This window comes from Bacillus cereus G9842 (genome assembly GCF_000021305.1).
In the GTDB taxonomy this organism is placed as follows: domain Bacteria; phylum Bacillota; class Bacilli; order Bacillales; family Bacillaceae_G; genus Bacillus_A; species Bacillus_A thuringiensis_S.
In genome coordinates, this window is record NC_011772.1 from 3,159,191 (window position 1) to 3,183,840 (window position 24,650).

Consider the following 24,650-nt stretch of genomic DNA (forward strand, 5'->3'; position numbering starts at 1 on the left):
AATAGATTCTTACGTTTTAGTATTAAGATTATTTTAATCAAAAATAATTTCTAAGCCTTCGAAATATCAACAAATCCTTCTCCGAACACATCACGAACATCGTGTATAGCGATGAACGCCGCCGGATCCGTAGTTTGAACAATCCGCTTTAGCTTCACTACTTCTTGCTTATTAATAACAACATAAAGAATTTCCTTTGGAGTTTTCGTGTAATAGCCATGACCTGAGTACACAGTAACCCCTCTGCCCATTAAGGTAGTTACCTTCCCAGCTATTTCATTCGGGTTATCAGAAATAATCGTAATGGCTTTCTTCGGATTTAAACCTTCAATTACAAACTCCATCACTTTCGTTGCTACATATAGCATAATAATTGTTATCATCAGTTTTTCTGCACCAATGATGAAATAAGATGAAAACGCAACAATTAAATCGAAGAACAGTAGACCGTAGCTAATGCTCCAGCCTAAATATTTATGCGTCATCCTTGCTAAGATGGTAGTACCTGCAGTTGTTCCACCAACGCGAATAATAAGACCAATCCCGCACCCAATAAATATTCCTCCGAAAATGGCATTTACAAGCATTTCATCCGAAGCAATCGTCCAGCCTTCTGTCAAATGAAGAAATAGCGAGTTCGTAACTACAGCGATAATCGTATAAATTGTTGTAATCTTATTTAAAAACTTATAACCGGCTATTAACAAAATCGCATTTAAAATTAAGTTAACTAAGCCCGGTGACCATTCAAATAAATAGTACGTAATAATCGTGATACCTGTTACCCCACCCTCACCAAACTCGTTCGGGATAACAAACAAATTAACACCTAACGCAAAAAGAAATGCACCGATAATAATAAAAATAATGTCTGTCGTTCTTTTTTTCATACAGTACCTCACTTCTTATGTAAATATTTATTCTGCCATAAACTCTCACTATTATATCGTGGAATATTCAAATCGAACAGTGGTTTGTTTTTATTTTAATATAAGATAAAAAATCAACATTATTTATTATGTACTGCAAATAAAGTTTTGATTTCAACCGTAATTTACTCTTAAAAAGAAATGCTAAACATTGACTTGCACAAATTTCAAATAAAAAAGTACCCATCTAATTGTCATACGCAATGAGAATTAGATGGGTACTGCATGATACATTTAGTTTTTACATGTATTGTTTGGAGAAAATTGCAAATAACGACCTATACTCGCCTTATTAAGACCAAATCCATACATCATCATTATTTTCAGCGTTCGTCTTTGCTTCATGAACTTTTTCAATATGATCAACTGTGTTCCAGTTAATAGAAATACCACCCCAGCCCACATACTCCATATCAATTTTCACTTTCTCACCCACATTAAATACTTGTCCCTTTGTTAAGAAAACATCAATAATATCTTTCTTCCCATTTAGCGATGGATACTCAACTACAACATATTTAGTAGCACCGTCTCCCTCATCTTCCATCGTTCCTACTTTTGATACTTCTCCAATTACATAATTAGGTGAGCCATCTTCTTTCATGTGCATACCTAACTTGTTTGTTGTATTTTCAACTGCAGTTGCAACCATATATTCTGTAAAATTACGCATCATAGATCCAGTAGCTTTTACTTCATCTCCTACTTTCACATTTGAAAGTGAATCAATATACACACTAACCGGTTCCTCATATTGCTTAGATTTTACAACAATTACACCGTTATCTACTTCTACTACTCGTCCTTCTAACGTCGAGAAATTCGATTCAATAGAAGCTGCACTCGCTTTTGTTACTTCTAGTCCTGGTAAATTTGTTCCTGATAATGCTGCGATCCCTAAAGCACCTGCTAAAATTATTTTTTTCATACCCATTATGAAACATCTCCATTCATGATGATTGTATTTGTTTGATTGGTATCGACCAACCTGTAATCATTATAGTTACAGGTAGTGAAAATAACAACCGTTTTCCTCATGCAATGTTGCATACTGTAATTTTTAAATATACAACAATGAGTCTAGATTCTCGAGTTACAGCAGGTGAAATTGTTGATGATGAAGAAGCTAATGTTATGCATCATATTTTTCAGCGCTACGATTTGTATAGCCGTAGTTCATTACATTATGTAGGAGCGGGATTCATATGTTAATAAAACCAAAGAGATTACAGCCAGGAGATATCGTGGCGACAGTAAGTCCTTCATGGGGAGGAGCAGGTGATTCTGAAATAAGATGGCGATATGAGCAAGGAGTAAAAAGATTAGAAGAGGTTTTTCGTCTTACGGTTATCCCAATGCCAAATAGTTTAAAAGGTAGCGAATACCTTTATAACAATCCAGAGGCTCGTGCGGAAGATATAATGACTGCATTTAAAGATACACGCGTGAAAGCAATTATCGCGAATATTGGTGGTGAAGATAGCATCCGGTTACTCCCCTATATAGATTTTAATGTGATACGCGAAAACCCGAAAATTTTTATGGGGTACTCTGACGTTACTATTTCACATTTATTTTGTCATAAAGCAGGCCTTTCCTCTTTATACGGTCCAGCAATTTTGACTGATTTTGCTGAAAATGTAGAGATGGATCCATATACAGTTGAAATGGTAAATCGAACTCTCTTTTCAAATGAAACGATTGACGAAATTCAACCAGCTCATGAATGGACGAGTGAGCGTTTAGAATGGATAGAGAGTAATAAGGATACAAGACGTACGATGCAGCAAAACAAAGGATATGAGCTACTTCAAGGCTCTACTACTGTACAAGGGCGTTTAATTGGTGGTTGTATAGAAGTACTGGAATTTGCAAAAGGAACGGAACTTTGGCCTGAGAAAAAACATTGGGAGAATAGTATTCTTTTCTTTGAAACCTCTGAAGATCATCCGGAACCAAGTTATATAAAATATTGGTTACGAAATTATGCAGCGCAAGGTATTCTGCAAAAAGCAAAAGGTATCATCTTCGGTAAACCGAAAGATGAACAATATTATGAAGAATATAAACATGAAATACTGCTGGTTATGAAGGAACATCATTTAGAAGATTTACCGATTCTTTATAATTTAAATTTTGGCCATACCGAGCCAAAGTTTATTTTACCTTACGGCGCGTTGGCAGAAATTGATTGTGAAAATGTATCTTTTTCTATTTTAGAGAGTGGCGTGGAATGAATAAAAACACTCCTATGAGATATGTCTGTGAATTGGTACTTTTTAAAAGTATATAATTGGAGGGAGATTACGTGTATAGAAGTAACATTTACAGTAAGTAAATGGGATGAAAAACCAATCGATGATACTAGAAAAGATTTCCCTATTAATATTGCACATGTCGAATATGATATTGATGGTGAATTAAAAGGAAAAGCTTTTGTTGAATACTTCTTATATTATTTAGACTCAAATATAAATGATGGTCACTTAGCTACTGCTAAAATTTCTGGATTTTTACACTTTGAAGGAATTTATAAGGGGCAACAAGGGACATTTACAGCTATAGAGCAAGGAATATTTGATAAAGGAAATTTAGATTCCCCAGGAACAATTATTAAAGCTACTGGTAACTTAGAAAATCTGAGAGGGTCCTATAATTATCAGTTTACAGGTCAAACCAGTAAACTAATTTTAGAGTTGGAATTTTAGCGAAATATCCTATAATTTAGTGGAAAAGACATTTCTTGTAATACTAGGAATGTCCTTTTTGTTGACGAGCTAGTACGTTATAGTCACCACCAATTTTTATAGGCAGCGTTGATGTTAATAGTCCTTGTACAACGAATCTCCCTTGCTCATCTGGCGTAACATGATGAACACCTTCATCTTTCGATACTTCCGTAAATAGCGCAACATCTTCTTTTGTAAACGTTCGTTCAAAGGTGATTTTTTCGCCTACTTGTAATTTCATCCCATGCGCCTCCTCAAAAACTCTTTTAAAATAAGAAAAACCGAAACTATAATCATTTCGGTTTTTCAAAACTGTAGAAGTCTATATTTACTTTAAAGAATGTACAAACAACCCGCTGCGCAGTTTCGGTTCAAACCACGTTGATTTTGGCGGCATAACTTCTCCAGCGTCTGCGATTGCTAATAACGATTCCATTGGTGTCGGATATAGTGAGAACGCTGCTTTATATTCACCGCTATTTACAAGGCGTTCTAGTTCTTCTAACCCGCGGATTCCTCCGACAAAATCAACGCGTGAATCAGATCGCGGATCGTGTATTTCAAGTACTTGGCTTAATAAATGATCTTGCAGAATAGATACATCCAAACCTTTCACGAGATCATTCGCATCAAACGTTTCCTCTTTCACTGTAAGCTTATACCACTTCTCATTTACATACATTCCAAATGTTTTTGGCTCATTTGGTTTATACGGAGAAACAGCCGCTTCTTCTACATAAAAGTATTGCGCTATTTGTTTTAAAAACTGTTCTTCTGATAAACCATTTAAATCTTTTACAACTCGGTTATAGTCCCAAATGGATAACTCATCGTGTGGGAATAAAACAGATAAGAAGAAATTAAATTCCTCTTCTCCTGTGTAATTCGGATATTGTTCTCTTCGCATGATCCCTACTTTTGCAGCTGATGCAGAACGGTGATGCCCATCTGCAATGTACAGGTTAGGAATATCTTCAAATAAGTTTACTAAACTTGCAATTACTTCTTCATCAGCTATTTTCCAAGCAACGTGCCTAACGCCGTCTTCTGCTGTAAATGTATAGATTGGCGCATGTTCTTCTTTCCAGCTGGCAATGAAATGCTTTATCTCTTCTTTTGTACGATACGTTAAAAAGATAGGACCCGTATTTGCATCACACACATCTACGTGACGAATACGATCTAGCTCTTTTTCATGACGCGTTCTCTCATGTTTTTTAATTGTATCATCTTCATACTCATCAATAGATGTACAAACGACAAGGCCTGACTGCGTTCTTCCCTGCATCGTCAGTTCATAAATGTATAACGCTGGCTCTTCGTCTTGAATGAACACTTCTTCTCGTATAAATCGATTTAAATTTTCACCCGCTTTTTCATATACACGATCATCGTACGGTGAAAGTGCCGGGTCTAAATCAATTTCTGCTTTATCAACATGCAAGAAAGAATATGGATTCCCTTTTACAACTTCTCTTGCCTCTTCACTATTTAATACGTCATACGGTAAAGCTGCCACTTGTGCCGCTTTTTCCTCTACTGGACGAATGGCCCGAAACGGTCGTATTTTTGCCACATTCCTCTCTCCTTTACACAATCATTCGAACGGCTACAACACCTGTAATTTTGCTTATATTTTCTACAATATTCTCTTTTATTATATCATCAATTCCGTTATCGATATCAATCATTGTGTATGCCCAAGAATGTTTACTACGATTAATCATATCGGCAATATTAATATGATGTTCCGCTAAGCATCCTGTAATTTGCCCTACCATATTCGGGACGTTTTGATGCATAATTGTAATTCGTTTCTTTCCGATATACGGCAATTCTACGTTTGGATAATTTACTGAATTACGAATATTTCCTGTCTCTAAATATTCACGTAATTGGCGCGCTGCCATGAATGCACAGTTTTCTTCTGATTCGGACGTAGATGCACCAAGGTGAGGCGTCGCTGTTACATTTTTCATCTTTATCACATTTTCATTTGGGAAGTCTGTTACGTAATGCGTAATAACATCTTCTTCTAACGCTTTTTGAAGAACATTTTCATCTACAAGTTCTCCTCTTGAGAAATTGAATAAACGCATACCTTTTTTCATCTTCTCTATAGCGTGTTCCCCAATAATTCCCTTCGTTTGATTTGTAAGAGGAATATGAAGGGTAATATAATCACACGTTGCAAAAATTTCATCAAGGCTAAATGCTCTTTGCACATGTGTAGAAAGACGCCAAGCTGTTTCAACTGAAATATAAGGATCATATCCAATAACGTCCATCCCTAACGCTAACGCATCGTTCGCAACTAAAGCACCGATTGCGCCAAGGCCAATTACACCTAGACGTTTTCCTGCAATTTCTGATCCAACGAATTGTTTTTTTCCTGATTCAACAAGCTGCGGTACTTCTTCACCCTCTAAATTTTTCGTCCAGCTTACACCGTTAATAATGTTACGTGAAGACATAATAAGGCTGGCGATAATAAGTTCCTTTACTGCATTGGCATTCGCTCCTGGTGTATTAAATACTACAATCCCTTTTTCTGTACATCGCTCGACAGGAATATTATTTACACCAGCACCAGCTCTTGCAATCGCCTTTAAGTCTTTTGAAAACTCTTCTTGGTGTAAAGAATAGCTGCGAAGTAAAATACCATCTGGGTGGTCCATTCTATCCCCTACTTCATAACGCTCTCCGTCAAGAACTTGCAAACCCTTTTCTGCAATTTGATTTAACGTTTGAACACGAAACATATCCCCATCTCCCTATCTATTCTCAAGCTCAAATTCCTTCATATAATCTACTAATTGTTTTACACCTTCCACTGGCATCGCATTGTAAATACTTGCACGCATACCACCGACTGAGCGATGTCCTTTTAACGTAACAAGGCCGCGTTCTTTCGTTTTTTGTAAAAACTCATTGTTCAGCTCTTCTGACGGTGTTGTAAATGGAATATTCATAAGTGATCGATACGCAGGGTCAACTGGTGAAGTAAACAATTTAGATTCATCTAAAAAATGATAAATAAGTGAAGATTTCATTTTATTTTGTTCTTCAATCGCAGATACTCCGCCTTGCTCTTTCAACCACTCTAGTACAAGTTTTGTTACGTAAATACTAAAGGATGGCGGTGTATTATATAAGGAGTTATTTTTACTGTAAGTTTCATAATTTAACATTGTCGGACAAGAGCGATCTGCTCCCCCAATTAAATCTCTTTTTATAATAGCAATCGTTAAGCCCGCAGGTCCTAAATTCTTTTGCGCCCCCGCATATATAAGACCAAACTTCGAAACATCATATCGCTCTGATAAAATATTTGAGGACATATCCGCAACGAGCGGCACTCTTTCTACATGTGGAATGTCCACATATTTTGTCCCCTCAATTGTATTATTCGTTGTAATATGTACATAATCTAGTTTTTCATCACTTAATAAACCGTCCAGTTTAGGAATCGTAGTAAACTTCTCTTGCTCGGAAGAAGCAATCACTTGTACTTCCCCAACTTTTTCGGCTTCTTGCAGTGCCTTTTTAGACCATGAGCCAGTTAGTACGTATCCAGCTTTTTTATACGTATTCATTAAGTTCAGTGGTATCATAGAAAATTGTAATGACGCACCGCCTTGTAAAAATAAAACATCATACTCATCAGGGATGCTCATTAATTCACGAAGTAAGTTACTCGCTTCCTCTATAATACTTTGAAAATAAGAAGATCGATGACTCATTTCTATAATAGACATGCCTGTCCCGTTATAATTTACAAGCTCCTTTTGCACTTTCTCTAAAACTGGCAAAGGGAGTATTGATGGTCCTGCTGAAAAATTATAGACTCTCTCCATTACCCTCATAACCTCCCTATTTCTCATTTGATTATTTTTTAAACTTTCTGAATTATAACCTAAAATATAATATGTGGTCAATTTGTTTTCTATTATTACGACGCAAGACGCGATGGAATCGCTTGCAAGTGCAGACTTTTTATATATACATAAAAAAGTGTTAAGTACATAATCGCACTTAACACTCTAATAATAGAATAATAATAGCTAGTCGTTCGTAAAGAACCGATCAAAAATTTGATAAATAGCAGAAAGACCAATGAGCCAATAAATAGTGTCCACAAGCGCCGGCATAGAACCAAACCATTTCTCAACTACATTGTAATCTAACGCTACAAATAACCAATTCAAACCGCCGAGAATCACCAAAATTACTGTAAGGTAAGACAAAAATTTCATTATGATTGCCCCCTAGGTGATAAGATGGTGAAAGGCCTTTCACTAGAAATATATGTAGTAATCTTTAAAACTTACCTATTTTATAAAAATTATTTTCGGTACCACCCATTAATAACTGCCTCTGCTTCTTTACTATGTATTTGATACGCATGTGTACTATCATTAGAGCCAATAAACCAAATTGAAAAACCTTTAAAATATGGTTTCGGTTCTAATACATCGCGGTAAGCACGCCATCCATTTAATTGTACATCTTTTGAAAACACATTTGAAACATCTGGATTCCACGGATTTTGTAATCCAAGTTCACGCGCCGGAACGTTAAACCCACCGAAGTAAACTGGTTTTCCTGTTGCATTATGTAATTGTTCCAATTGCTGAACAACATTTTGTCCACGATTATACACTGTCGTCGCAAATAAACTTTTCTTTACTTCTTCATATGTTGGATTTCTTTTTCCTGAAACTTCAAACCAACTATCAATACTTACAATATCCACCTTTTTTAAATACGGACGATTGATTTTCTCTTTAAACTTCGCTTCATAAGAAGGGTCCCAGCTTGCTGTTAACCACCAGTTCATTTGATACAAAATATTTCCTTTATACTGATTACGAACAAAATCAATTGTATCGCTCCAGTATCCTTCTGCATACTCCATATTCACGAAATTAGAAGCAATCTTTAGTCCATACACATTGTATTTACTTGTAATGGAATTAAAAATATCTTGCAGAATAACCGTCTTCCAATTCCAGAAGAAATCATTAATGTTACTTGGGTTCCATTCTGTCTCTCCAACATTCCCCTGCTGAATATATGGGAACGGTTCCACTATAACTTGAATATTACGCTTTAATAATTCTTGAATTAAAATAATAGCTTGTTGCTTTTGCGCTTGATTAATTACCATATTCGTAGAAGTCACATTTGGGATATCTACTTGAATCGGTACATTTACTGTATTTAAATTTAAGCGCTCCACATCCGCTAATACTTTCGCTACATTTCCAACTTCCCATACTGTTACGTTTCCTGATTTGATTTTTCCAGATTGAACAGTATTTACATCTGCCTGTACATTTCCTTGAAAACAAAAAGAAAACAACATAATAAACACTCCTAAAAAACTTATTAAACTCTTATTTTTCTTCACAACTTTCCCCCTATAATTTTTGGCTTTCTTGATTATTTTATACAACGTTTCATATATATTCCACAAAAAATCCAATAAATTTTTATTGATAAAAATGCTATTCATCCTTTATTCACATCTTACTCATACTAAGCCCCTAAAAATAGTAAGATAAATAAAAAAGGAACGGATTTCCGCTCCTTTTTTATCTTTTTACGATTATCAATCCATTTCCCTTTTAGGCTCTACCAACATGATGTGGGATTCCTTTTCAGTGAAAGGTTTATGCTCAACGCCTCTCGGGACAATAAACATCTCGCCCTTAGAAATTTTCACCTGTCCATCACGGAAATCGATGAACATCTCCCCTTCAAGCACAATAAATAGCTTATCCGTATCAGGATGCTCATGCCATATAAAATCTCCATTAGCTTTAAAAAGCTGAATTTGATCATCATTCATTTCACCAATCACTCGTGGATACCAATAATCGTTAATTTTAGATAACTCGTCATTTAGTTTAATAGGTTGGTAATGGATAATAATCCCTCCTCATTTTTAACTTCCACTATATTACAATAATCTAAGTAAAAAAGTCGTCATTACGCTTAAAAAGAAAATGCTCCGGCCAGAACTTTTCATTCAGATAGTACAAAGGAGTGATTTCAATGAAAGTTCTTTCAATCCAATGTTTCCTTTAACTCTCCATAAGTATAGAACAGTGATTTTCAAATAAGAATGGACCCCTGTTGACATTAGTATGGATTATTGATGAACTTCTCGCGATATTTAGTAGGCGAAATGCCAACTCGCTTCTTGAAAACTCTACTAAAATAAAAAGGGTCTGCAATTCCAACAGCCTGCGAAATTTGTTGTACAGGCACACCACTTGTACATAACATTTTTTGAGCCATCTTTATACGATAGTTCAATAAATATTCTGCTGGCCCCATACCTGCATGCTTTCTAAACACGTAAGAAAGACGATTTCGATTAACATTATTTTGTTCTGTAAGCGTATGTATTGTAATATCTTTATAATAGTATTGGCGAACGTAACTAGATATTCGTTCGAATAAAGTATGCGACTCATAGTTGTTTTCTCTATTGACAACACTTAATAAAGCTTCATTCAACGCTTCGCGAAACAGCATTTCGGTCTGAAGCATCGAAATGCCTCCACGCTGATTATACACATCCCAAAGACGCATAAGTAATTCGACAAGACGAGGAGATTGTCCTGTTAATAATTCAAAATGCTGATGAGTAAAGCCAGAGTCTTCTCGTTCTGGATTGCTTATCTGATATAAAACAAGAATATATTCCCAGTTTATTTCACCAAGCATTTTATGGGCTAATGTCATTTTTGCACCCCCATGTATAACTTTTCCTGGGGAAAGGATATACGGCGTACCATTAAATTGAAATTGCGTCTTCCCTGTAAGTGGAAATACAAATCCTGGGAAAGAATCTGTAGACTCAGCACAAGGCACACCTGGATTTTTAGCATAACGATATACTCCTTCTACTCGGAAAGGATTATTGGCAAGATACTCTGCTAACTCATTCACGTCCAACTTCACAATGCACGCCTCATTTCAATAATAATTTTCTTGTAATTCGCGAGATTAATTGGTGTACATTCTGGGCAACGCTAAACTAAAAATAGTACATACGACTTAACAAGATCTGGTTATTAACCTATAAATATATTGTTTTTCATTTATTGACAAAAGTATCCTCCCTATATTATTGATAATGATTTTCATTGTAGTTTGATAAAAAAACATTTGTCAAGTTGGATGGCGTAGAAAAATGACGAAACAAGGGGTACAGAGGGACCGTTCTGTTGCAAATAATACCTGGTCTTTGTTAACTAATTCCCCTCAAAACTGGAATAATCATGTTAATAGTTGTAATGGCTTTATTTGTTACAGCACTTGCAGCATGTGGAAATAATCGTAATCCTGAAGAAGTTGCTACAGCGTATTTCGAAGATGGAAACAGCCTACTATCAAATTAAATGATAGTAGGCTGGCTGTTAAAATTATTTAAGAACTGGGTTATGTTCTAAATGATAAGCTTTCATTATCAAAAAGATTATTACTAGTCCCTCCACAAACAAAAACCCCCTATCACTTCGGTTCTAAATTTAGCACCTTCCCCTCTATTCCCTCCGTATTCAATGTAGTCGTATGATACGTTCCACTTACCCAATCATCTATTTGATCATGATACCAATCACTTCTAAAATGTCCCGATTGTCCTGGTCCCACTATATGATAACCGTTTGACATATCTTTCGTATCAATAATGAATCTCCAAGACGCTCCGTGATTTACAATGCCGTTATCGCCGTAACTCGCTGCTTGCACGGTAACTTGACTTCCGCCAATCGGGACTGGTTTCTCACGATTAAAAGCGAGTAGTGCTAACATACTAGATGATTTTGAAATTGGATGTGTAAAAGCGAGTTGATGGTAATCGCCCCACTTCCACTCTCCAACATCCGGTCCATATTCCTTCTGCAATTTCTTCATTACATTCTCGTACGATGTATGCACAACTTTTGTGAAACCTCCGTACTTCGTAAACCACGCGCTATTTTCTCCCGCTACTTCTTTTCGAATCAATTCATCAACAACTTGTGACTTCCCTTCAAATAACTTCATTACATCTTTCGGTATTTCTTTTGAAAATAACGTATTTGAAATCTCTTTCATTAATAAATAGAATATTAATGGTGCCGGTTCATCTTTACTATCGTAAAAATTCCACTTTGTTAATTGGTTTACGCCTTCTTTCTCTACCTCATTTAAAGATGCTTTATTTAACTCTTTTAAAAATATAGGAGTAAACTCTTTCCCGTATAAATTCTTTTGATCCATCTGTAACTCTTCTAAATCTTTCACCGTATACTTTTCCTTCTCTTGCAAAAATTCTTGAATACGCATTTGCCTATATGGCTGTGCCCACGTATTGCTAATATGGTACGGATAATCATCATCAACAATTTTATTATTCGCAGTTGAAATAAAACCTTCTTTCGGATTTATAACTTTCGGCAGCTGATCAAATGGAATATACCCTTCCCATTCATATTCATCTGTCCATCCTGGAACAGGCAAGCTACCATCGCCTTTTTTACGCACTGGTATATTTCCATTCGCTTTATAAGCAATCGTGCCATCGTTTGATGCAAACACAAAGTTTTGGGTTGGTGTATGGAAATCTTGAAGAGCGGTTTCAAACTCCGTCCAGTCTTTTGCTTTGTTCATATTTAATACAGCTTTTAACTCAGCTGACGGTTCTAAAGCAGTCCACTTTAAAGCAAATACTGTTTTCGTTTTCTCCTTCCCCTTATCCGCAAACTCTGAAATTACTGGCCCATGCCTCGTAATCGTAACGTTATAAGGAATTGTCTTCCCGCCTTTTACTTTAATCGATTCATCAACTACCGTAGCTTTCTCCCATTTATCGTTATACAGAAATTCATTTTCATTATTAGGATTTCTCTTCTCAATATATAAATCTTGCACATCAGGCCCCGTATTCGTAACGCCCCACGCTATTTTGTCATTGTGGCCTAATATAACACCTGGTACTCCAGCGAAAATAACGCCACTCACATTTAAATCTTTCATTTCAAGTCTCGTTTGATACCATATAGAAGGTGTCGCAAGGGATAAATGAGGGTCATCTGCTAAAATCGGCTTACCTGACGCACTCTTCTCACCGCTCACAACCCAGTTATTACTACCGTTAAACTCCGGGGGAATTATCGTTTTTGAAAAACTTTGTGCTACGTCCACATTTGTAGTTTTTAGTTCAGCTAGCAATCTAGGTGCATCTTTCGGATATGTAGGAAATAGCTCATTTGCTTGCTCTTTCGGAAGATTTTTCAGCGCCCAATATCGAAACGCCTGCCCATGCCAATGTCCCCCTAAGTCAAACGCCATATACTTCCCAATTGTTAAGGAATCAACAATTGACCATTCAGAAGGCTCATAACCTAATATAGTAAACTCAACTGGTAATTTCTTTTCCGCTTTCGCCTCACGTATAAAAGCGTTCACCCCATCAGCAAATGACTGCAGGGCATATTTTGCTTCTCCATCATATTGACTAACTGAAGCTTCTGCCGCTCGCCGTAAACCGAGTGTTCGAAACAATTTATCTCGGTCAACGGCTGCTTCCCCAACAACTTCACTTAACATACCAGAAGCTTGTCTTCTACTTAAATCCATTTGAAACAACCGATCTTGCGCTTGTACATATCCTTGTGAAAAATATAAATCATGTGCATTTTCCGATTTAATATGCGGTACACCTTTACTATCCCGCTTCACCGTAACAGCGTGTTGTAAATCCTCTAGCTTTATCGTTCCATCTATCTTTGGCATAGATTTCAGCGTATATATATTCAAAAAAATCGCAGCGGAAATAACTAACAAGAGAACGATACTACTAGCCCAAATAAAAATTCTTCTTCCCCTTTTTCGTTTCTTCTTTATAACTACCTCCATATAATCACCCCTTTCTCACACTATTCGCTTCTTTTTGAGAATGAACCTTTTAAAAACATTGAAAAACCCCCTTCATTTTCCTACCAATGAAGGGGGTCTTTCTTATCGTTTGCTACGCCGACTTTCATTATGCCCAAGATTTGCACCTGTCGCTACTTGCACATCATATAACATTTCACTAAAGAAGCGTTTATCTACTTCTTTTGGTACAATGCGTCTTTCATCATCAATTTCATCGTATTCATATGAACCATGATTCACTGTACCTGCTTTATAAAATTGAATGTCAAATACACATACATCTTCTTCATCTTCATAACCAATCGGCGCTCCGCTAAATGAAAGCTCTGCCCCTAATCCAGTACGAGTATCTTCTTTATAAAACGTATAATACACACCGCCATCTTGAACAGATCCACGGATCCATCCAAGCTTCGTCATCTTACCGAATAACAAACGACCATTTACTAAAATACCACCAAATCTCTCAATAGCACTCTCATCATTCTCTTCTACTACAAACACTGGACGCTCAATTTGTAGGAACGGCTGAACAATTCCCGCACTTTCTAATTGCTCTTTCCATAATTCCTTCTCCGCCCCAGACAATTCTAACGGATGAACGAAACCAATAACAGTGCCAAATGAAAGTTCATAACTCTTCCCGTCAATTGTACAGAACACGCCACCTTCTGCATAACGGAATGCGTTCAGCAACTTCCCTTCCTTATACTCACCCCAAATGAGTGAAATAGAAAATTGCTTCATAATTGGATTATCCATAAATACAGACTTCCATGCATTATGTGACCAATAACGCTTTAACGAAAGTGCCGCTTCCAATCGTTGTTTTTGCATTGAAAGAGTAGTTCGGAGTTCCTTCTTTAAAGAGGCTAATTCTTTTTTAGCCTCTTCAGCCTTTTCTACATCATCTTTTGCATTCGGCTTTGGAAGTGACTTCATACGTTTTCCTTCCTCTGTCTCTAATTCAATTTTTGACTCTGTAGTTAAAATGGCAGTAAAACTTCGATTCCCGAAATCAATTATCTTTTCACCATGTATAGTAAAGCCAAGGTCCGGCACCAATTGATCTTCCAGCTCTTCCTCTGTTATACCACGTGTTTTCGCAGCAAGACTTAACGCTTCTTTTGCTGCATTACGTACTTGCTTATGTTTATATTTAAATGCTATTGCATGAATAGACATAAGTGCAAGCTTAGATGAAGACAAACCTAAAGCACGAACGGCATCCGCTGCTATCTTTCCTCTCATTTGAAGCACCCATTCATCAATTTGCTTTATAAGTATGTCGACCATTTTGTCGTCACTATACATTCCGTATAACGAAAGAATTCCACGCTTCTTCACATCTGCGTCTTGAGAAATCCATATTTGATATATCGTTTGCACATATTCTTTTAAGTCCTCTTCATTTAAAGCTCTACCAATTACTTCTGCCGTTTCTTTCTTCTCAATAACAGCATCTGAGATATACTGTTGTAAATAGGCTAACGGAATTGCAGCATCAGCAATTTCATTAGAGTCACGTAAACGGATTTGTGGCTCATCCCCAATCAATTGCAGAAGTGAATTTCTTGTTTGTTCCGTTAAAATACGTGCACATAGTTCTTCGATCTTTTCTTCCTCCGTTTGAAATAAAAACGAGAATTTTCCTGCGAAAGATTCATTTTTACTTTCTTGCAAAGCTTCCTGTACAAGTTTCGTATATTTTTCAAGCTTATACTCTATTAGTATTTTCATCACATTTTCACGAACAATCTTCTTTTTATTATGAAGTTCAACTGCTACATCCGCTGCAGCTTCTACATCTTTTGAAAGCAGTTTAACTACAGACTCACGCATTTTTTTAGATGAATCCCCTAAGCTTTCAATTAAAATCGGACGCATTTTAACCATGTTATCCTTTGCTAACTCTTCTAAAATATATGCTTTTGCCATAGCAGAATACTCATCAAACCGTTCAATTATATATGCTTGTTCTTTTACAATTACACAAACAAGCGCTTCCTTCGCCTTATTTCTCTCTTCACTGTAGCATGCAGCTTCTTCAACTGCATAAGCGATAAGTTTTTCCTTACTTAACCCATACGAAAGCAGATCTTCTAATACTTGTTTCGGCTCTACTCCTCTGACAGAACATTCGTAAAGAAGTTCGTATAAATTAACACTATCATCATCTCCAAACTGTAGTGTAAGTACAGCTTCCCTTTTCGCTACATCATCTATATCCCAAAGAAGCGCAACCTCTAACACCGGCATACCCCAATACATACTTCTATATTTCGGATTTTTAAGTATTTGCTTTATATCCTCAAGTGACAACTTCCCTAGTAAATAATCACAATATGTATCCCGCAATGTAGACAATTTAATTTGCAAAGCAGCAACAAAAAATTCTTCTCGCATTTTCCCTCTATTTAGTTCATATCCTTTTTCGGCTAGCGTTCGTGCGATGATGAGATAATTCATTTTACTTACATATTGCAAAGTTTGTTGAATAAATTCAGGATTTCCCTCCAACATAAAGCATAGCAATTCATATTCATACGTCTTACAAAAATCCTCACTATTCAAATCATGTTGCCTTAGACGATGCGCGAAAAATCGTTCCTTAGAAATCCAAAACTGTGTACAAAAACTTTGAATTTCTTCATATGTTTCTCTATTTACACTACCAGTTTTTTTGTAGTTTTGAGACTGACCGAGAGTGTGACACATATAACGTGTTGCATAGTTTATAAAACCCCAAACATTTTTCTTCGCCAATATTTCAATATATCGCCTCGCAACATCCGAATATTTATGAACACAAAATAATAGCCGCCAAATATGTTCCGGTAAATTCCAACCTATAAATACTTCACTCTCATCTTTACCTTTTAAATACCGTTTAACTGCTTCAACCTTTTCCTTTTCCCCTAGCAGTTTCAATATAAATTCTGTATGTTCTTCTAACCTCTCATTCAATAAAGAACTATATGTACGAAACTTTTCATAATCTACATCAAACATTACAAGAAGTAATGTTACTTGCTGGTTAGTTGGTAAAGTATGTAATTGTCCCTCTATATAGTTCGGATTCTCTCTTGTTAACTCTCTAAGAAAAACATCTGCTTCATTCACATAACTTGAAATACTGGATAAATATTTACATGCGATTGCTACAAGTTTGTCCAAAGGAAGTGCACTTTTTTCTAAATAAATCTTCATTTTAGAAAAACTGACATGCGCAAAACGGACTACAAGAACATTTAATAATTGCTCCTCGAGTATATGGTAAAATAATCGAAAAAAATCCGGATCTTGTTTATGCACTTTCCTAAAATCGTTTATAAATCGCTCCGCAAAATCGCTTCTTTTTTGATCACGAATTGTCGTTAGTTGAATATCTTTTAAAATCCCTTCTTCTTTTGTCTGTAAATATCGTTGTGATAATTGTTTCTGTTCTTCTGTCATATTAATATATTGAAACAACTCAGATGTACTAGTAGTCAAACTTTGTACCCCCCGCATCTTTTTATCTATTATAAAAATACCCTTATTTAATGGTAGTATAGCATAAATCTCACAAAAACGAACATACATTCTATGTTAAGTTAATGTAAATTAAAATACACTACTCAAAATACATTTCCTTCTCTCTAAACTTCCCATTACGCACTTCTCCCCACTAAAATCCTTTAATTTTTCACTACACCAATTCCTCAAAATCCCCTTCACATAAACTAACGTTTTCTTATTATTTTCAAACGCAATTTTAAGTGCCTCTAACACTTTCTCTCCAGAAAGTCTTTGTATCCAATTCTTCAATTCCTTCACAATATATGGGGATAAACTACTAATATTTTGTTCATAAAACTTATAAACTTCACTATTTGGAACGCCCTCTTCTATGGTTTCTATCTCTTCCTCTTCTTTTTTCTCTTCAATAACTACTTGTGAACTACTATTATCCTCTTCTTCTGGCATACCAAAATGCTGCAATAATAATGGAATCGTGTATTCTTCTTCAAGGCATTTACGTAAAAATATATGTATGAACTCATTACTTTTTACAGTCTTTAACTCACGTAATACGCACTTCTCCACATTCGCATTTGAAATAGGGTTATAGTGTAACCAGTTTATTATGAATACCTCTTTCGTTTTCGTATCATATAGAATCTTTCCATACTCAACAAACCTGTTTAGCAGCTTCTCAACAGTCTCCATACTATAACCTGTTTCAAGCTCTGCCACACGCTTCGGTAATATGTAAATACCACATTGCTTTGTTTTCGTACCAGTTAACAAATATATGTAAAAATAACGCTCCTCTGGCGTTAAATCTAATATGAATTCATCTTGCCAAAAGTTCACCTGCACATTACGGTATACCGCCATATGTTTCCCTCCACTCTTTGCTAGTAAATAGGAAAATTTTAATCCTTCATTATAAAGATAGGCATGCGGGAATAGTTTTGGCATTCGAATTACAATTTTTTTACTACTACAACGCCGGTTTCATTTTTTCGCGCTTGTTTTGTTCTTGTAGTTGTTTTTGTTTTTTCTTAGTGATTTATTACTTGGTAGGGGCTTATGAGGGGCTTGGAAGGGCATTCTACATTACAATCTATCAAATACAATTTTTTCTTCCTACTAAATAGGAGCTATTCCAAATTATTATTTTGGATAGCTCCTTTCAAATTCTTCTTATTTTTTACTTCTACCAATGTCAGCTTCTACATACAATTTCTTCTGCTATTTGCGGGCAGTAACACTCTCATTTCAAAATTCGGTGAATAAACTGCTCGATTGCAATGCGAGTGACCCTCACTGATTAAAGTTTCATTTTATTTTTGCATTGAATCTAACATCTTCACAATAAAGGCAGCTGCCTGACCACGAGTTGCTGTGCCTCGAGGATCAAACTCATTATTTCCAATACCATTAACTACCTTTAGACTGTATAATCGTTGAACCGATTCTTTGTATGTTATTAAATGCTTATCTGTAAATGGTAATGCTACTAACTCACCTGTAATTCCTTTATATCGTAATGCTTTGTCAATCATAATAGATACTTCTTCACGAGTAATTGGTGAGTTAGGATCAAAAATCCCTTCACCACGACCATTAATAATTCCTGCACTTGCACAATGTTTAATACCGTCATGAAGTGATGGATGTGCCTCATTAATATCTACAAATGACTTATTTCCCTCTGGTAGTTTAAGAGCATTCGAGATTAATTTCGCAAACTCCGCTCTCGTTACATTTCGATATGGCGCAAATACACCATTACCTTCGCCTTGCATAATACCTAGACTGTTTAATTTACGAATATGCCCTTCAAACCAGCCACCTGTAATATCATCTTTTGGTTTTTGTACTTCTTCCTTTGGCTTTTGTACTTCTTCCTTTGGTACATTGTAGTTAATTTTAATCCAACTTGGGTCATAGAAAATCCATTCTCCATTACCTACTTTATACCAACCATTTTTAACCGCTAATACTTTGTAACGATCTCCGTTTGAAGCTTTACGTACAACACGATGTTCAATACCCGCATCACTACGTACATTGATGCCACTACCATTTACCACTAGTTCCATGCTAGGTTCAGCTGGATTATTTTCATTTGGATTAAATGAGTCATTTTTATCTTGTAAAGGCGTATCAATCTGCGCATTTATATTTGCATACCACTGAATTCCTTGTACGAAACCAGCCCAATTACCACGTGAAATTAAAATGTCAGGACATTTTTTCCCGCTCCATTGTTGATGCTTGTAAATATGATCTGCACCAATTCCTTCTTTGTTCATTAAATAACCTGCAAGTCGTTTTGCATTTTCTAATGCTTTATTGTAATCACCATCTTGGTTAACCGCGATCTCGATACCGATAGATTCCCTGTTTCCTGATCCATCTCCATCTCCTGCATGCCAACCATTTTCGTTTGTTGGTAAGTGTTGATAAATTTGTTTATCGTCTACAGTAAAATGCCATGAAGCTGTTCGGAAAGTGCCTTCAGTTGCTTGCTTGTATAAATATTTCGCATGATTTTCAGCATTAGCACCAGCGGCTGTATTTGCGGTCTCATGAATTGTAATGTAACGTGCTTTCATCGGATTTGCAGGACGAATATCAGGATTTCCTGCCGGAACAATCCACTCCACAAATGGAACTCCTGCAAGTGTTCCATATTTCTTCGTACTCTGTGCGCTATATTGAATACCTCTTGGCTTTGCAACAGGTTTCATTTGACGATCAGACCCATCATTTCGACCATCTACAGATTCAAATGCCTTTTCAATGTTTGAAATAGCTTCCTTTTCTGCTACTTGTCCCTTCTTAGCATCTTGCATTTTGTTTAATTCTTCTGTTTCATCATGTTTATGCTTATATTCTTCTAAAAGCATTTTTTCATTTTCAGATACTTCTGCTTCGTTAATTTGTACATGATTAGGAACTTCCAACTTGAAATTAGAATAATTTAATCCGCTCGATCCGTATTCTCCTTGGGCAATATTAAGTTGATCAGTTTGAGAGTTGTTTATCTCTTCTGCTGATACTGATAAAGGTACGCTCCCTAAAATCACTAGACTTGTTGATAGTGCGATTACTTGTTGTTTGATTGTCTTATTCATTATTATAATAGATACATACACATTCCCGCCGTGTATGTATCTCAACCTCCCTTTATTGTCACATTAATTTTTTAAAATATGAATCTACTATGTACTTCTAATACATTTTCTTTTTATTTATATATTTACATTACTATATTTTATACCCATTAAGAAAATATTTATATGTCATCCCTACAGATGAATTTCATCTAACATACTTTTTATAAAATTCGTCAACAAACATTATTTTACAACTAATTACAAATGCCGTCAAAATAATCAATTTAAACTTAAACAAATGACTGGCACACAAATTTATATAAATTGGGATGGCGTGTTAGTAGACGACATGTTAAATGATGAGGGCAACCAATTCGCAATGTACTACTTTAACAATAAGGATGAGTGGAAGTATATAGATGATTACTCAGGTATTTTTACAGACGATGGAGAAACTCTCTACCACGTGCAAGTTACTTGAGAAAATTATTTCAAATTAAAAGAAGTTATTGATAATAGCTATAATTTTTGGAAAGACAACTTACAAAATATATAATTATAACAAGTCGATTTCTTATTTTAATAAGGAATCGACTTTCTTAATATTTAATTTGCTGATTAACATCTCACTCAAAAATTATTTTACTAACGATACTATTATAGATACCGAATTATCTATAACGGAACGTTCTGGGCGTGATTTCATTAACACTGTTAATCCAATTAAGGACGTGACTAATGTTTGCGCTAATGCTTTAGCGTTCAAATCACTTTGTAGTTCTCCTGATCGAATTCCTTTCATGATTAATTCTTGAAAAATAACTGCAAGATACATTTGGTGTTCTCTAGTCAGTACTTCAAACTTTTCATTATGAGGAGCAAGCTCAACCATTGTGTTAATACAAAAACAGCCTTTACTGAACTCTTTTTTATATTCCTCTTCCACCATATTTTCAAAAAACATCTGAATTGCTTCTTTTACAGATTGTTCGTTTTGAAGTTTTGTTCGTATACGAGCCGCATGTAAATTTGTGTATCTCCTTAATGCCGCTTCAAATAAGCCCTCTTTATCACCAAAAGCTGAATATAAACTCGGTTTTTGTATTTCCATTCTTGCAGTTAGATCACTTAATGAAGTAGCAGCGTATCCTTTCTCCCAAAAAAGTTGCATAGCAGCATCCAAAGCTTTTTCTTCATCAAATTCGCGTAGTCGAGCCATTTAAAAATATCCCCTTCCTCTACATTTTCAGATTATAAACTAACACTTTATGTACCAATCAGTATATTATATATCGTATTAAATTATAAACGATGTGTCAAAGAAAATGGAATTAAATCAAAAGAAACTTGACATATATATTTACTCAAGATTATATTTTACTTACAAAATAACATACCGTTCGGTACGTTATTTACAACAATACAAAATGGAGCTGATTTTATGAATAGCAAGGAAAAGATGATGACCACTCTTAAACATAATGATCCCCAGTTACATTCACCTATTAGCACAAACATGTCCCGCTACATGACTCTATTATTCGCAATAGCTTGCGGGATGGCGGTGGCAAATATATATTTCGCTCATCCGCTACTTGATTCTTTATCAAATGAATTTAAGATTAGTCATTCAACTATCGGTATTGTGATTACTATTACTCAAGTTTGTTATGCAATCGGATTACTTTTATTAGTTCCACTTGGTGACTTATTAAACCAAAAAAGACTCATTATTGTTCAAATGGTTTTATCCGTTATCGCTTTAATTGTAATTGGGACCGCTCCCTCGGCCATCGTACTTTTTATAGGTATGGCCTTAGTAGGAATTCTTGCAACAGTTACGCAAACACTCGTCGCATACGCATCAATTTTAGCAAATCCAGCAGAACGTGGACGCATAGTAGGTTTCGTTACAAGCGGCGTTGTAATAGGCATTCTCCTTGCGCGTACATTTGCAGGCGCATTAACAGACTTAGCTGGATGGCGGTCCGTTTATCTCACTTCCGCTACCCTTATACTATTCGTAACTGTTTTGTTATATCGTAATTTACCTACTCTTGGACAGAGCAGAATGACAACTATGCCTTACCGGAAGTTAATACGTTCTGTACTCTTATTATTTATAGAAGAACGACTCTTACGCATTCGCGGAATATTAGCATTGCTCATTTTCACTTCATTCAGTATTTTATGGACTTCTTTAGTATTACCTCTAAGTGCTACACCACATAATCTTTCACATACAGCTATTGGTGCGTTCGGCCTTGCTGGAGTTGCAGGTGCATTAGCTGCTACTAAAGCTGGACAATTAGCTGATAAAGGATTAGGACAAAGAACAACTGGCATAGCTTTATCTTTATTAGTACTTTCATGGCTCCTAATTAAATCTATTAATCACTCTCTATTATTACTAATTTTCGGCATTATCCTCTTAGATTTAGCGGTGCAAGCTGTACATGTCACCAATCAAAGTATGCTGTTCACAGTGCGTCCCGAAGCCAGAAGTCGACTTACTGCCAGTTACATGATTTTTTATTCTATCGGTAGTGCAACAGGTGCAATTCTTTCAACAAATACGTATGCAAAATATGGTTGGGATGGCGTATGCATATTAGGTGTATCTATTAGTGCTTGTGCTCTTTTATTTTGGATAATAACCTTGCGGCGATCATCACAGCTGAACGAAGAATAATTCATTTATGATTAATACGTGTTTTTCTACAAGACTATAGAATAGCATTTATTTTTTAACACAAATCAACGGCATTTTCATATAAAAAATGCCGTTGATTCACAATTTCATAATAAGAGATCCTATACTATCGAAATACATCTATTACAAATTCCCTTTAACGTTTTCAACAATTTCGTTTATCGTATTTCGATCAAACTTATCACTAATTTCGTATGGCTCACGATCTTCTACTAATTGTACGCCGACGATATCGTTGCGATTTTTACTATATTGCACTTCAATAATAGACCCACGCTCTATTTGTTTCCAAACGAGACTTGCTTCATCTTTATTATCTAAAATAATACAGTCCTCAATATTTTCATCAATTCCAATTAACTTATTATCATCCATATATCCAATCTCGTATTGTTGCCGTTCTTTCGCTTTGCCACTTACTAATATACCTTTGCTACCATATGAATAATCCATATAGTCCTTTTTCTCCGTTTGTACCGCTTTCGGCTTTTGTGCTTCAGTTTTTTCAGTAGCCCCACAACCTGTAATAAGACTGATTGGCATAACCACTATTAATACTAATCTAGTGAATTTCTTTATCATTTGTAACCAACCTCATATATTTAATGTAAAACTCCATTTATTACTCTATTAAAGAATAACATGATACTAAGTAAACAGAACGAAAGATAACATATTATTTACATACCCACACTTTAATGAAGGACCAGACCATTTAAACCTAGTCCTCCATAACTTTAGCTTTGCTTCACATACTTAATTGTATGAAATGACGTCTCATTAAATAATCGCAAGTTTTCCCCATCATAATCTTGAACTTTATATGCTATTTTCTTTTTTTGAATTGTATCTTCTACACCGTCTACTAAACGTTTATTGAGATGTAAATAGATTGTAAAAGCTTCCTTATCATATTCCCAAGTGCCTTCAATATAATTCTTTTTATTTGGATACTCATCTTTACCATACGTTTCAAATGTCTTATCACCTTTTAAAATAAGTGACATAATGAAACCGTCTGTTCCTTTGAATCCCCAATTACCAATTAATTCCACACCATCCTTCACATTCTTCATAACGTTATCCGTATTAATTCCAGCTTTCTTATCTAACTCTTTCAAATCTTTCACAGATACTGTACCGTCACCGATTTTAATATCCCCTTCAAGGTCTTTGAATGCCTTAAGCCAGTAAATATCTCCTTCTTTCACTAACTTTTCGGATTTCTCCATTAACTCTTTATCAGTCTTATCGCCTTTTTCTCTTTTTTCTTTTCGGGTGAATACTTCATTGATTAAAGAAAAAGACTCTCTAAAATAACTAATTGCTTTTTCAAAATCCTTTTGTTGATTTACATACTCTGCAGGGGGATCTATCGACTCGAATTTATCTAACGTTTTATTTAATTCTTTCACACTATCTACTATATCTGATTTCTTTTTCTTACCGTCAAAAACCTCTCTTGTAATATTGTTATGCTCCGCAAACAACTTATCAAACTCTATCCCTAATTTATACACTTTATTAGGATAGTCTTCCTTTGAAACTTTTTCTTTCTTACTATTAGACTTCGATTCTTTTACTTTAGACTCTTCTGTTTTCTCCTGTTTAGAAGTGTTCGTTTTCTCAGACACTCCACAACCAAATAACAACATGACCGGAACTGCTACCCCTAGTAGTTTCTTTGTATTCATGACTGATTTCTCCTTTTACTTGAATAGATTAC

The 24,650-nt window shown here is 35.5% G+C and carries 20 protein-coding genes and 2 pseudogenes; 5 read left to right on the forward strand and 17 right to left on the reverse strand.

Annotated elements, in window-relative coordinates; genetic code table 11:
- Window positions 1–50: 50 nt before the first annotated feature.
- The gene (locus tag BCG9842_RS15815) at window positions 51–890 is read right to left on the reverse strand and encodes a YitT family protein (RefSeq protein ID WP_000747488.1); all 840 of its coding nucleotides are present in this window, start codon (window positions 888–890) and stop codon (window positions 51–53) included.
- Window positions 891–1,221: 331 nt separating this feature from the next.
- A complete protein-coding gene (locus BCG9842_RS15820) occupies window positions 1,222–1,863 on the reverse strand; it encodes a F0F1 ATP synthase subunit alpha (RefSeq protein ID WP_000525477.1) in 642 nt (213 codons plus the stop codon).
- A 35-nt stretch (window positions 1,864–1,898) separates the two neighbouring features.
- Here BCG9842_RS15820 and BCG9842_RS15825 point away from each other — a divergent pair, with 35 nt between their 5' ends.
- From BCG9842_RS15825 to BCG9842_RS15835, 3 genes are all read left to right on the forward strand, one after another.
- A complete protein-coding gene (locus tag BCG9842_RS15825; RefSeq protein WP_000579228.1) occupies window positions 1,899–2,141 on the forward strand; it encodes a hypothetical protein in 243 nt (80 codons plus the stop codon).
- Window positions 2,135–3,166: a S66 family peptidase gene (locus BCG9842_RS15830; protein ID WP_000905878.1), complete on the forward strand. Its 1,032-nt coding sequence runs from the start codon at window positions 2,135–2,137 to the stop codon at window positions 3,164–3,166. The genes BCG9842_RS15825 and BCG9842_RS15830 overlap by 7 nt, the downstream gene beginning before the upstream one ends.
- Window positions 3,167–3,241: 75 nt before the next feature.
- Window positions 3,242–3,637, forward strand: a complete 396-nt coding sequence (locus BCG9842_RS15835; protein ID WP_000454103.1) for a DUF3224 domain-containing protein — start codon at window positions 3,242–3,244, stop codon at window positions 3,635–3,637.
- Between the two features lie 61 nt (window positions 3,638–3,698).
- Here BCG9842_RS15835 and BCG9842_RS15840 read toward each other — a convergent pair.
- The 12 genes and pseudogenes from BCG9842_RS15840 to BCG9842_RS15895 form a co-directional block, all read right to left on the reverse strand.
- Window positions 3,699–3,899: pseudogene (locus tag BCG9842_RS15840) on the reverse strand (dehydratase); the annotation flags it as partial.
- Window positions 3,900–3,986: 87 nt separating this feature from the next.
- The gene (locus tag BCG9842_RS15845; protein WP_001063060.1) at window positions 3,987–5,234 is read right to left on the reverse strand and encodes a DUF1015 domain-containing protein; all 1,248 of its coding nucleotides are present in this window, start codon (window positions 5,232–5,234) and stop codon (window positions 3,987–3,989) included.
- Window positions 5,235–5,247: 13 nt separating this feature from the next.
- A complete protein-coding gene (locus tag BCG9842_RS15850; RefSeq protein WP_000490235.1) occupies window positions 5,248–6,420 on the reverse strand; it encodes a 3-phosphoglycerate dehydrogenase family protein in 1,173 nt (390 codons plus the stop codon).
- Window positions 6,421–6,432: 12 nt separating this feature from the next.
- A complete protein-coding gene (gene serC / locus BCG9842_RS15855) occupies window positions 6,433–7,515 on the reverse strand; it encodes a 3-phosphoserine/phosphohydroxythreonine transaminase (protein ID WP_000442927.1) in 1,083 nt (360 codons plus the stop codon).
- Window positions 7,516–7,722: 207 nt separating this feature from the next.
- The gene (locus BCG9842_RS15860; protein WP_000670804.1) at window positions 7,723–7,914 is read right to left on the reverse strand and encodes a DUF378 domain-containing protein; all 192 of its coding nucleotides are present in this window, start codon (window positions 7,912–7,914) and stop codon (window positions 7,723–7,725) included.
- Between the two features lie 89 nt (window positions 7,915–8,003).
- Window positions 8,004–9,071, reverse strand: coding sequence for a glycoside hydrolase family 113 (locus BCG9842_RS15865; RefSeq protein WP_000739759.1), 1,068 nt, complete (start codon window positions 9,069–9,071; stop codon window positions 8,004–8,006).
- A 201-nt stretch (window positions 9,072–9,272) separates the two neighbouring features.
- Window positions 9,273–9,512, reverse strand: coding sequence for a cupin domain-containing protein (locus tag BCG9842_RS15870; RefSeq protein WP_000997179.1), 240 nt, complete (start codon window positions 9,510–9,512; stop codon window positions 9,273–9,275).
- Between the two features lie 293 nt (window positions 9,513–9,805).
- A complete protein-coding gene (locus BCG9842_RS15875; protein WP_000762793.1) occupies window positions 9,806–10,633 on the reverse strand; it encodes a helix-turn-helix transcriptional regulator in 828 nt (275 codons plus the stop codon).
- A gap of 552 nt (window positions 10,634–11,185) precedes the next feature.
- Window positions 11,186–13,576, reverse strand: coding sequence for a penicillin acylase family protein (locus tag BCG9842_RS15880; protein WP_000454330.1), 2,391 nt, complete (start codon window positions 13,574–13,576; stop codon window positions 11,186–11,188).
- A 102-nt stretch (window positions 13,577–13,678) separates the two neighbouring features.
- Complete coding sequence (locus tag BCG9842_RS15885; protein ID WP_000213804.1) at window positions 13,679–17,092, reverse strand: DUF4132 domain-containing protein; 3,414 nt, start codon at window positions 17,090–17,092, stop codon at window positions 13,679–13,681.
- Window positions 17,093–17,203: 111 nt separating this feature from the next.
- Window positions 17,204–17,980 carry a DnaD domain-containing protein gene (locus BCG9842_RS15890; protein WP_000312102.1) on the reverse strand — a complete coding sequence of 259 codons (777 nt, stop codon included), beginning with the start codon at window positions 17,978–17,980 and terminating at the stop codon, window positions 17,204–17,206.
- Between the two features lie 449 nt (window positions 17,981–18,429).
- Window positions 18,430–20,229 carry an S-layer homology domain-containing protein gene (locus BCG9842_RS15895; protein ID WP_015945848.1) on the reverse strand — a complete coding sequence of 600 codons (1,800 nt, stop codon included), beginning with the start codon at window positions 20,227–20,229 and terminating at the stop codon, window positions 18,430–18,432.
- A gap of 259 nt (window positions 20,230–20,488) precedes the next feature.
- Between BCG9842_RS15895 and BCG9842_RS31940 the strand changes: the two are divergent.
- Window positions 20,489–20,767, forward strand: a pseudogene (locus BCG9842_RS31940) (DUF7832 domain-containing protein); the annotation flags it as partial.
- Between the two features lie 81 nt (window positions 20,768–20,848).
- Here the strand turns inward: BCG9842_RS31940 and BCG9842_RS15900 are convergent.
- On the reverse strand, window positions 20,849–21,430 hold the full coding sequence (locus tag BCG9842_RS15900) for a TetR/AcrR family transcriptional regulator (protein WP_000113331.1): 582 nt from the start codon (window positions 21,428–21,430) through the stop codon (window positions 20,849–20,851).
- Window positions 21,431–21,652: 222 nt separating this feature from the next.
- Between BCG9842_RS15900 and BCG9842_RS15905 the strand changes: the two genes are divergently transcribed.
- Complete coding sequence (locus BCG9842_RS15905) at window positions 21,653–22,903, forward strand: MFS transporter (RefSeq protein ID WP_001085014.1); 1,251 nt, start codon at window positions 21,653–21,655, stop codon at window positions 22,901–22,903.
- A 144-nt stretch (window positions 22,904–23,047) separates the two neighbouring features.
- On the opposite strand, the gene BCG9842_RS15910 is transcribed toward BCG9842_RS15905, so the two are convergent.
- Both BCG9842_RS15910 and BCG9842_RS15915 read right to left on the reverse strand, forming a co-directional pair.
- Window positions 23,048–23,506, reverse strand: a complete 459-nt coding sequence (locus BCG9842_RS15910; protein WP_000591641.1) for a hypothetical protein — start codon at window positions 23,504–23,506, stop codon at window positions 23,048–23,050.
- 155 nt (window positions 23,507–23,661) lie between these two features.
- A complete protein-coding gene (locus BCG9842_RS15915) occupies window positions 23,662–24,618 on the reverse strand; it encodes a DUF3994 domain-containing protein (protein ID WP_001093045.1) in 957 nt (318 codons plus the stop codon).
- Window positions 24,619–24,650: the final 32 nt, after the last annotated feature.

Excerpts from the sequence above, each read along its gene's own strand:
- serC (WP_000442927.1), bottom strand. The coding sequence starts at position 7,515 with ATGGAGAGAGTCTATAATTTTTCAGCAGGACCATCAATACTCCCTTTG.
- BCG9842_RS15915 (WP_001093045.1), bottom strand. The coding sequence starts at position 24,618 with ATGAATACAAAGAAACTACTAGGGGTAGCAGTTCCGGTCATGTTGTTA.
- BCG9842_RS15860 (WP_000670804.1), bottom strand. The coding sequence starts at position 7,914 with ATGAAATTTTTGTCTTACCTTACAGTAATTTTGGTGATTCTCGGCGGT.
- BCG9842_RS15870 (WP_000997179.1), bottom strand. The coding sequence starts at position 9,512 with ATGAATGATGATCAAATTCAGCTTTTTAAAGCTAATGGAGATTTTATA.
- BCG9842_RS15820 (WP_000525477.1), bottom strand. The coding sequence starts at position 1,863 with ATGGGTATGAAAAAAATAATTTTAGCAGGTGCTTTAGGGATCGCAGCA.
- BCG9842_RS15900 (WP_000113331.1), bottom strand. The coding sequence starts at position 21,430 with ATGGCTCGACTACGCGAATTTGATGAAGAAAAAGCTTTGGATGCTGCT.
- BCG9842_RS15830 (WP_000905878.1), top strand. The coding sequence starts at position 2,135 with ATGTTAATAAAACCAAAGAGATTACAGCCAGGAGATATCGTGGCGACA.
- BCG9842_RS15890 (WP_000312102.1), bottom strand. The coding sequence starts at position 17,980 with ATGGCGGTATACCGTAATGTGCAGGTGAACTTTTGGCAAGATGAATTC.
- BCG9842_RS15910 (WP_000591641.1), bottom strand. The coding sequence starts at position 23,506 with ATGATAAAGAAATTCACTAGATTAGTATTAATAGTGGTTATGCCAATC.
- BCG9842_RS15815 (WP_000747488.1), bottom strand. The coding sequence starts at position 890 with ATGAAAAAAAGAACGACAGACATTATTTTTATTATTATCGGTGCATTT.
- BCG9842_RS15880 (WP_000454330.1), bottom strand. The coding sequence starts at position 13,576 with ATGGAGGTAGTTATAAAGAAGAAACGAAAAAGGGGAAGAAGAATTTTT.
- BCG9842_RS15850 (WP_000490235.1), bottom strand. The coding sequence starts at position 6,420 with ATGTTTCGTGTTCAAACGTTAAATCAAATTGCAGAAAAGGGTTTGCAA.
- BCG9842_RS15895 (WP_015945848.1), bottom strand. The coding sequence starts at position 20,229 with ATGAATAAGACAATCAAACAACAAGTAATCGCACTATCAACAAGTCTA.
- BCG9842_RS15905 (WP_001085014.1), top strand. The coding sequence starts at position 21,653 with ATGAATAGCAAGGAAAAGATGATGACCACTCTTAAACATAATGATCCC.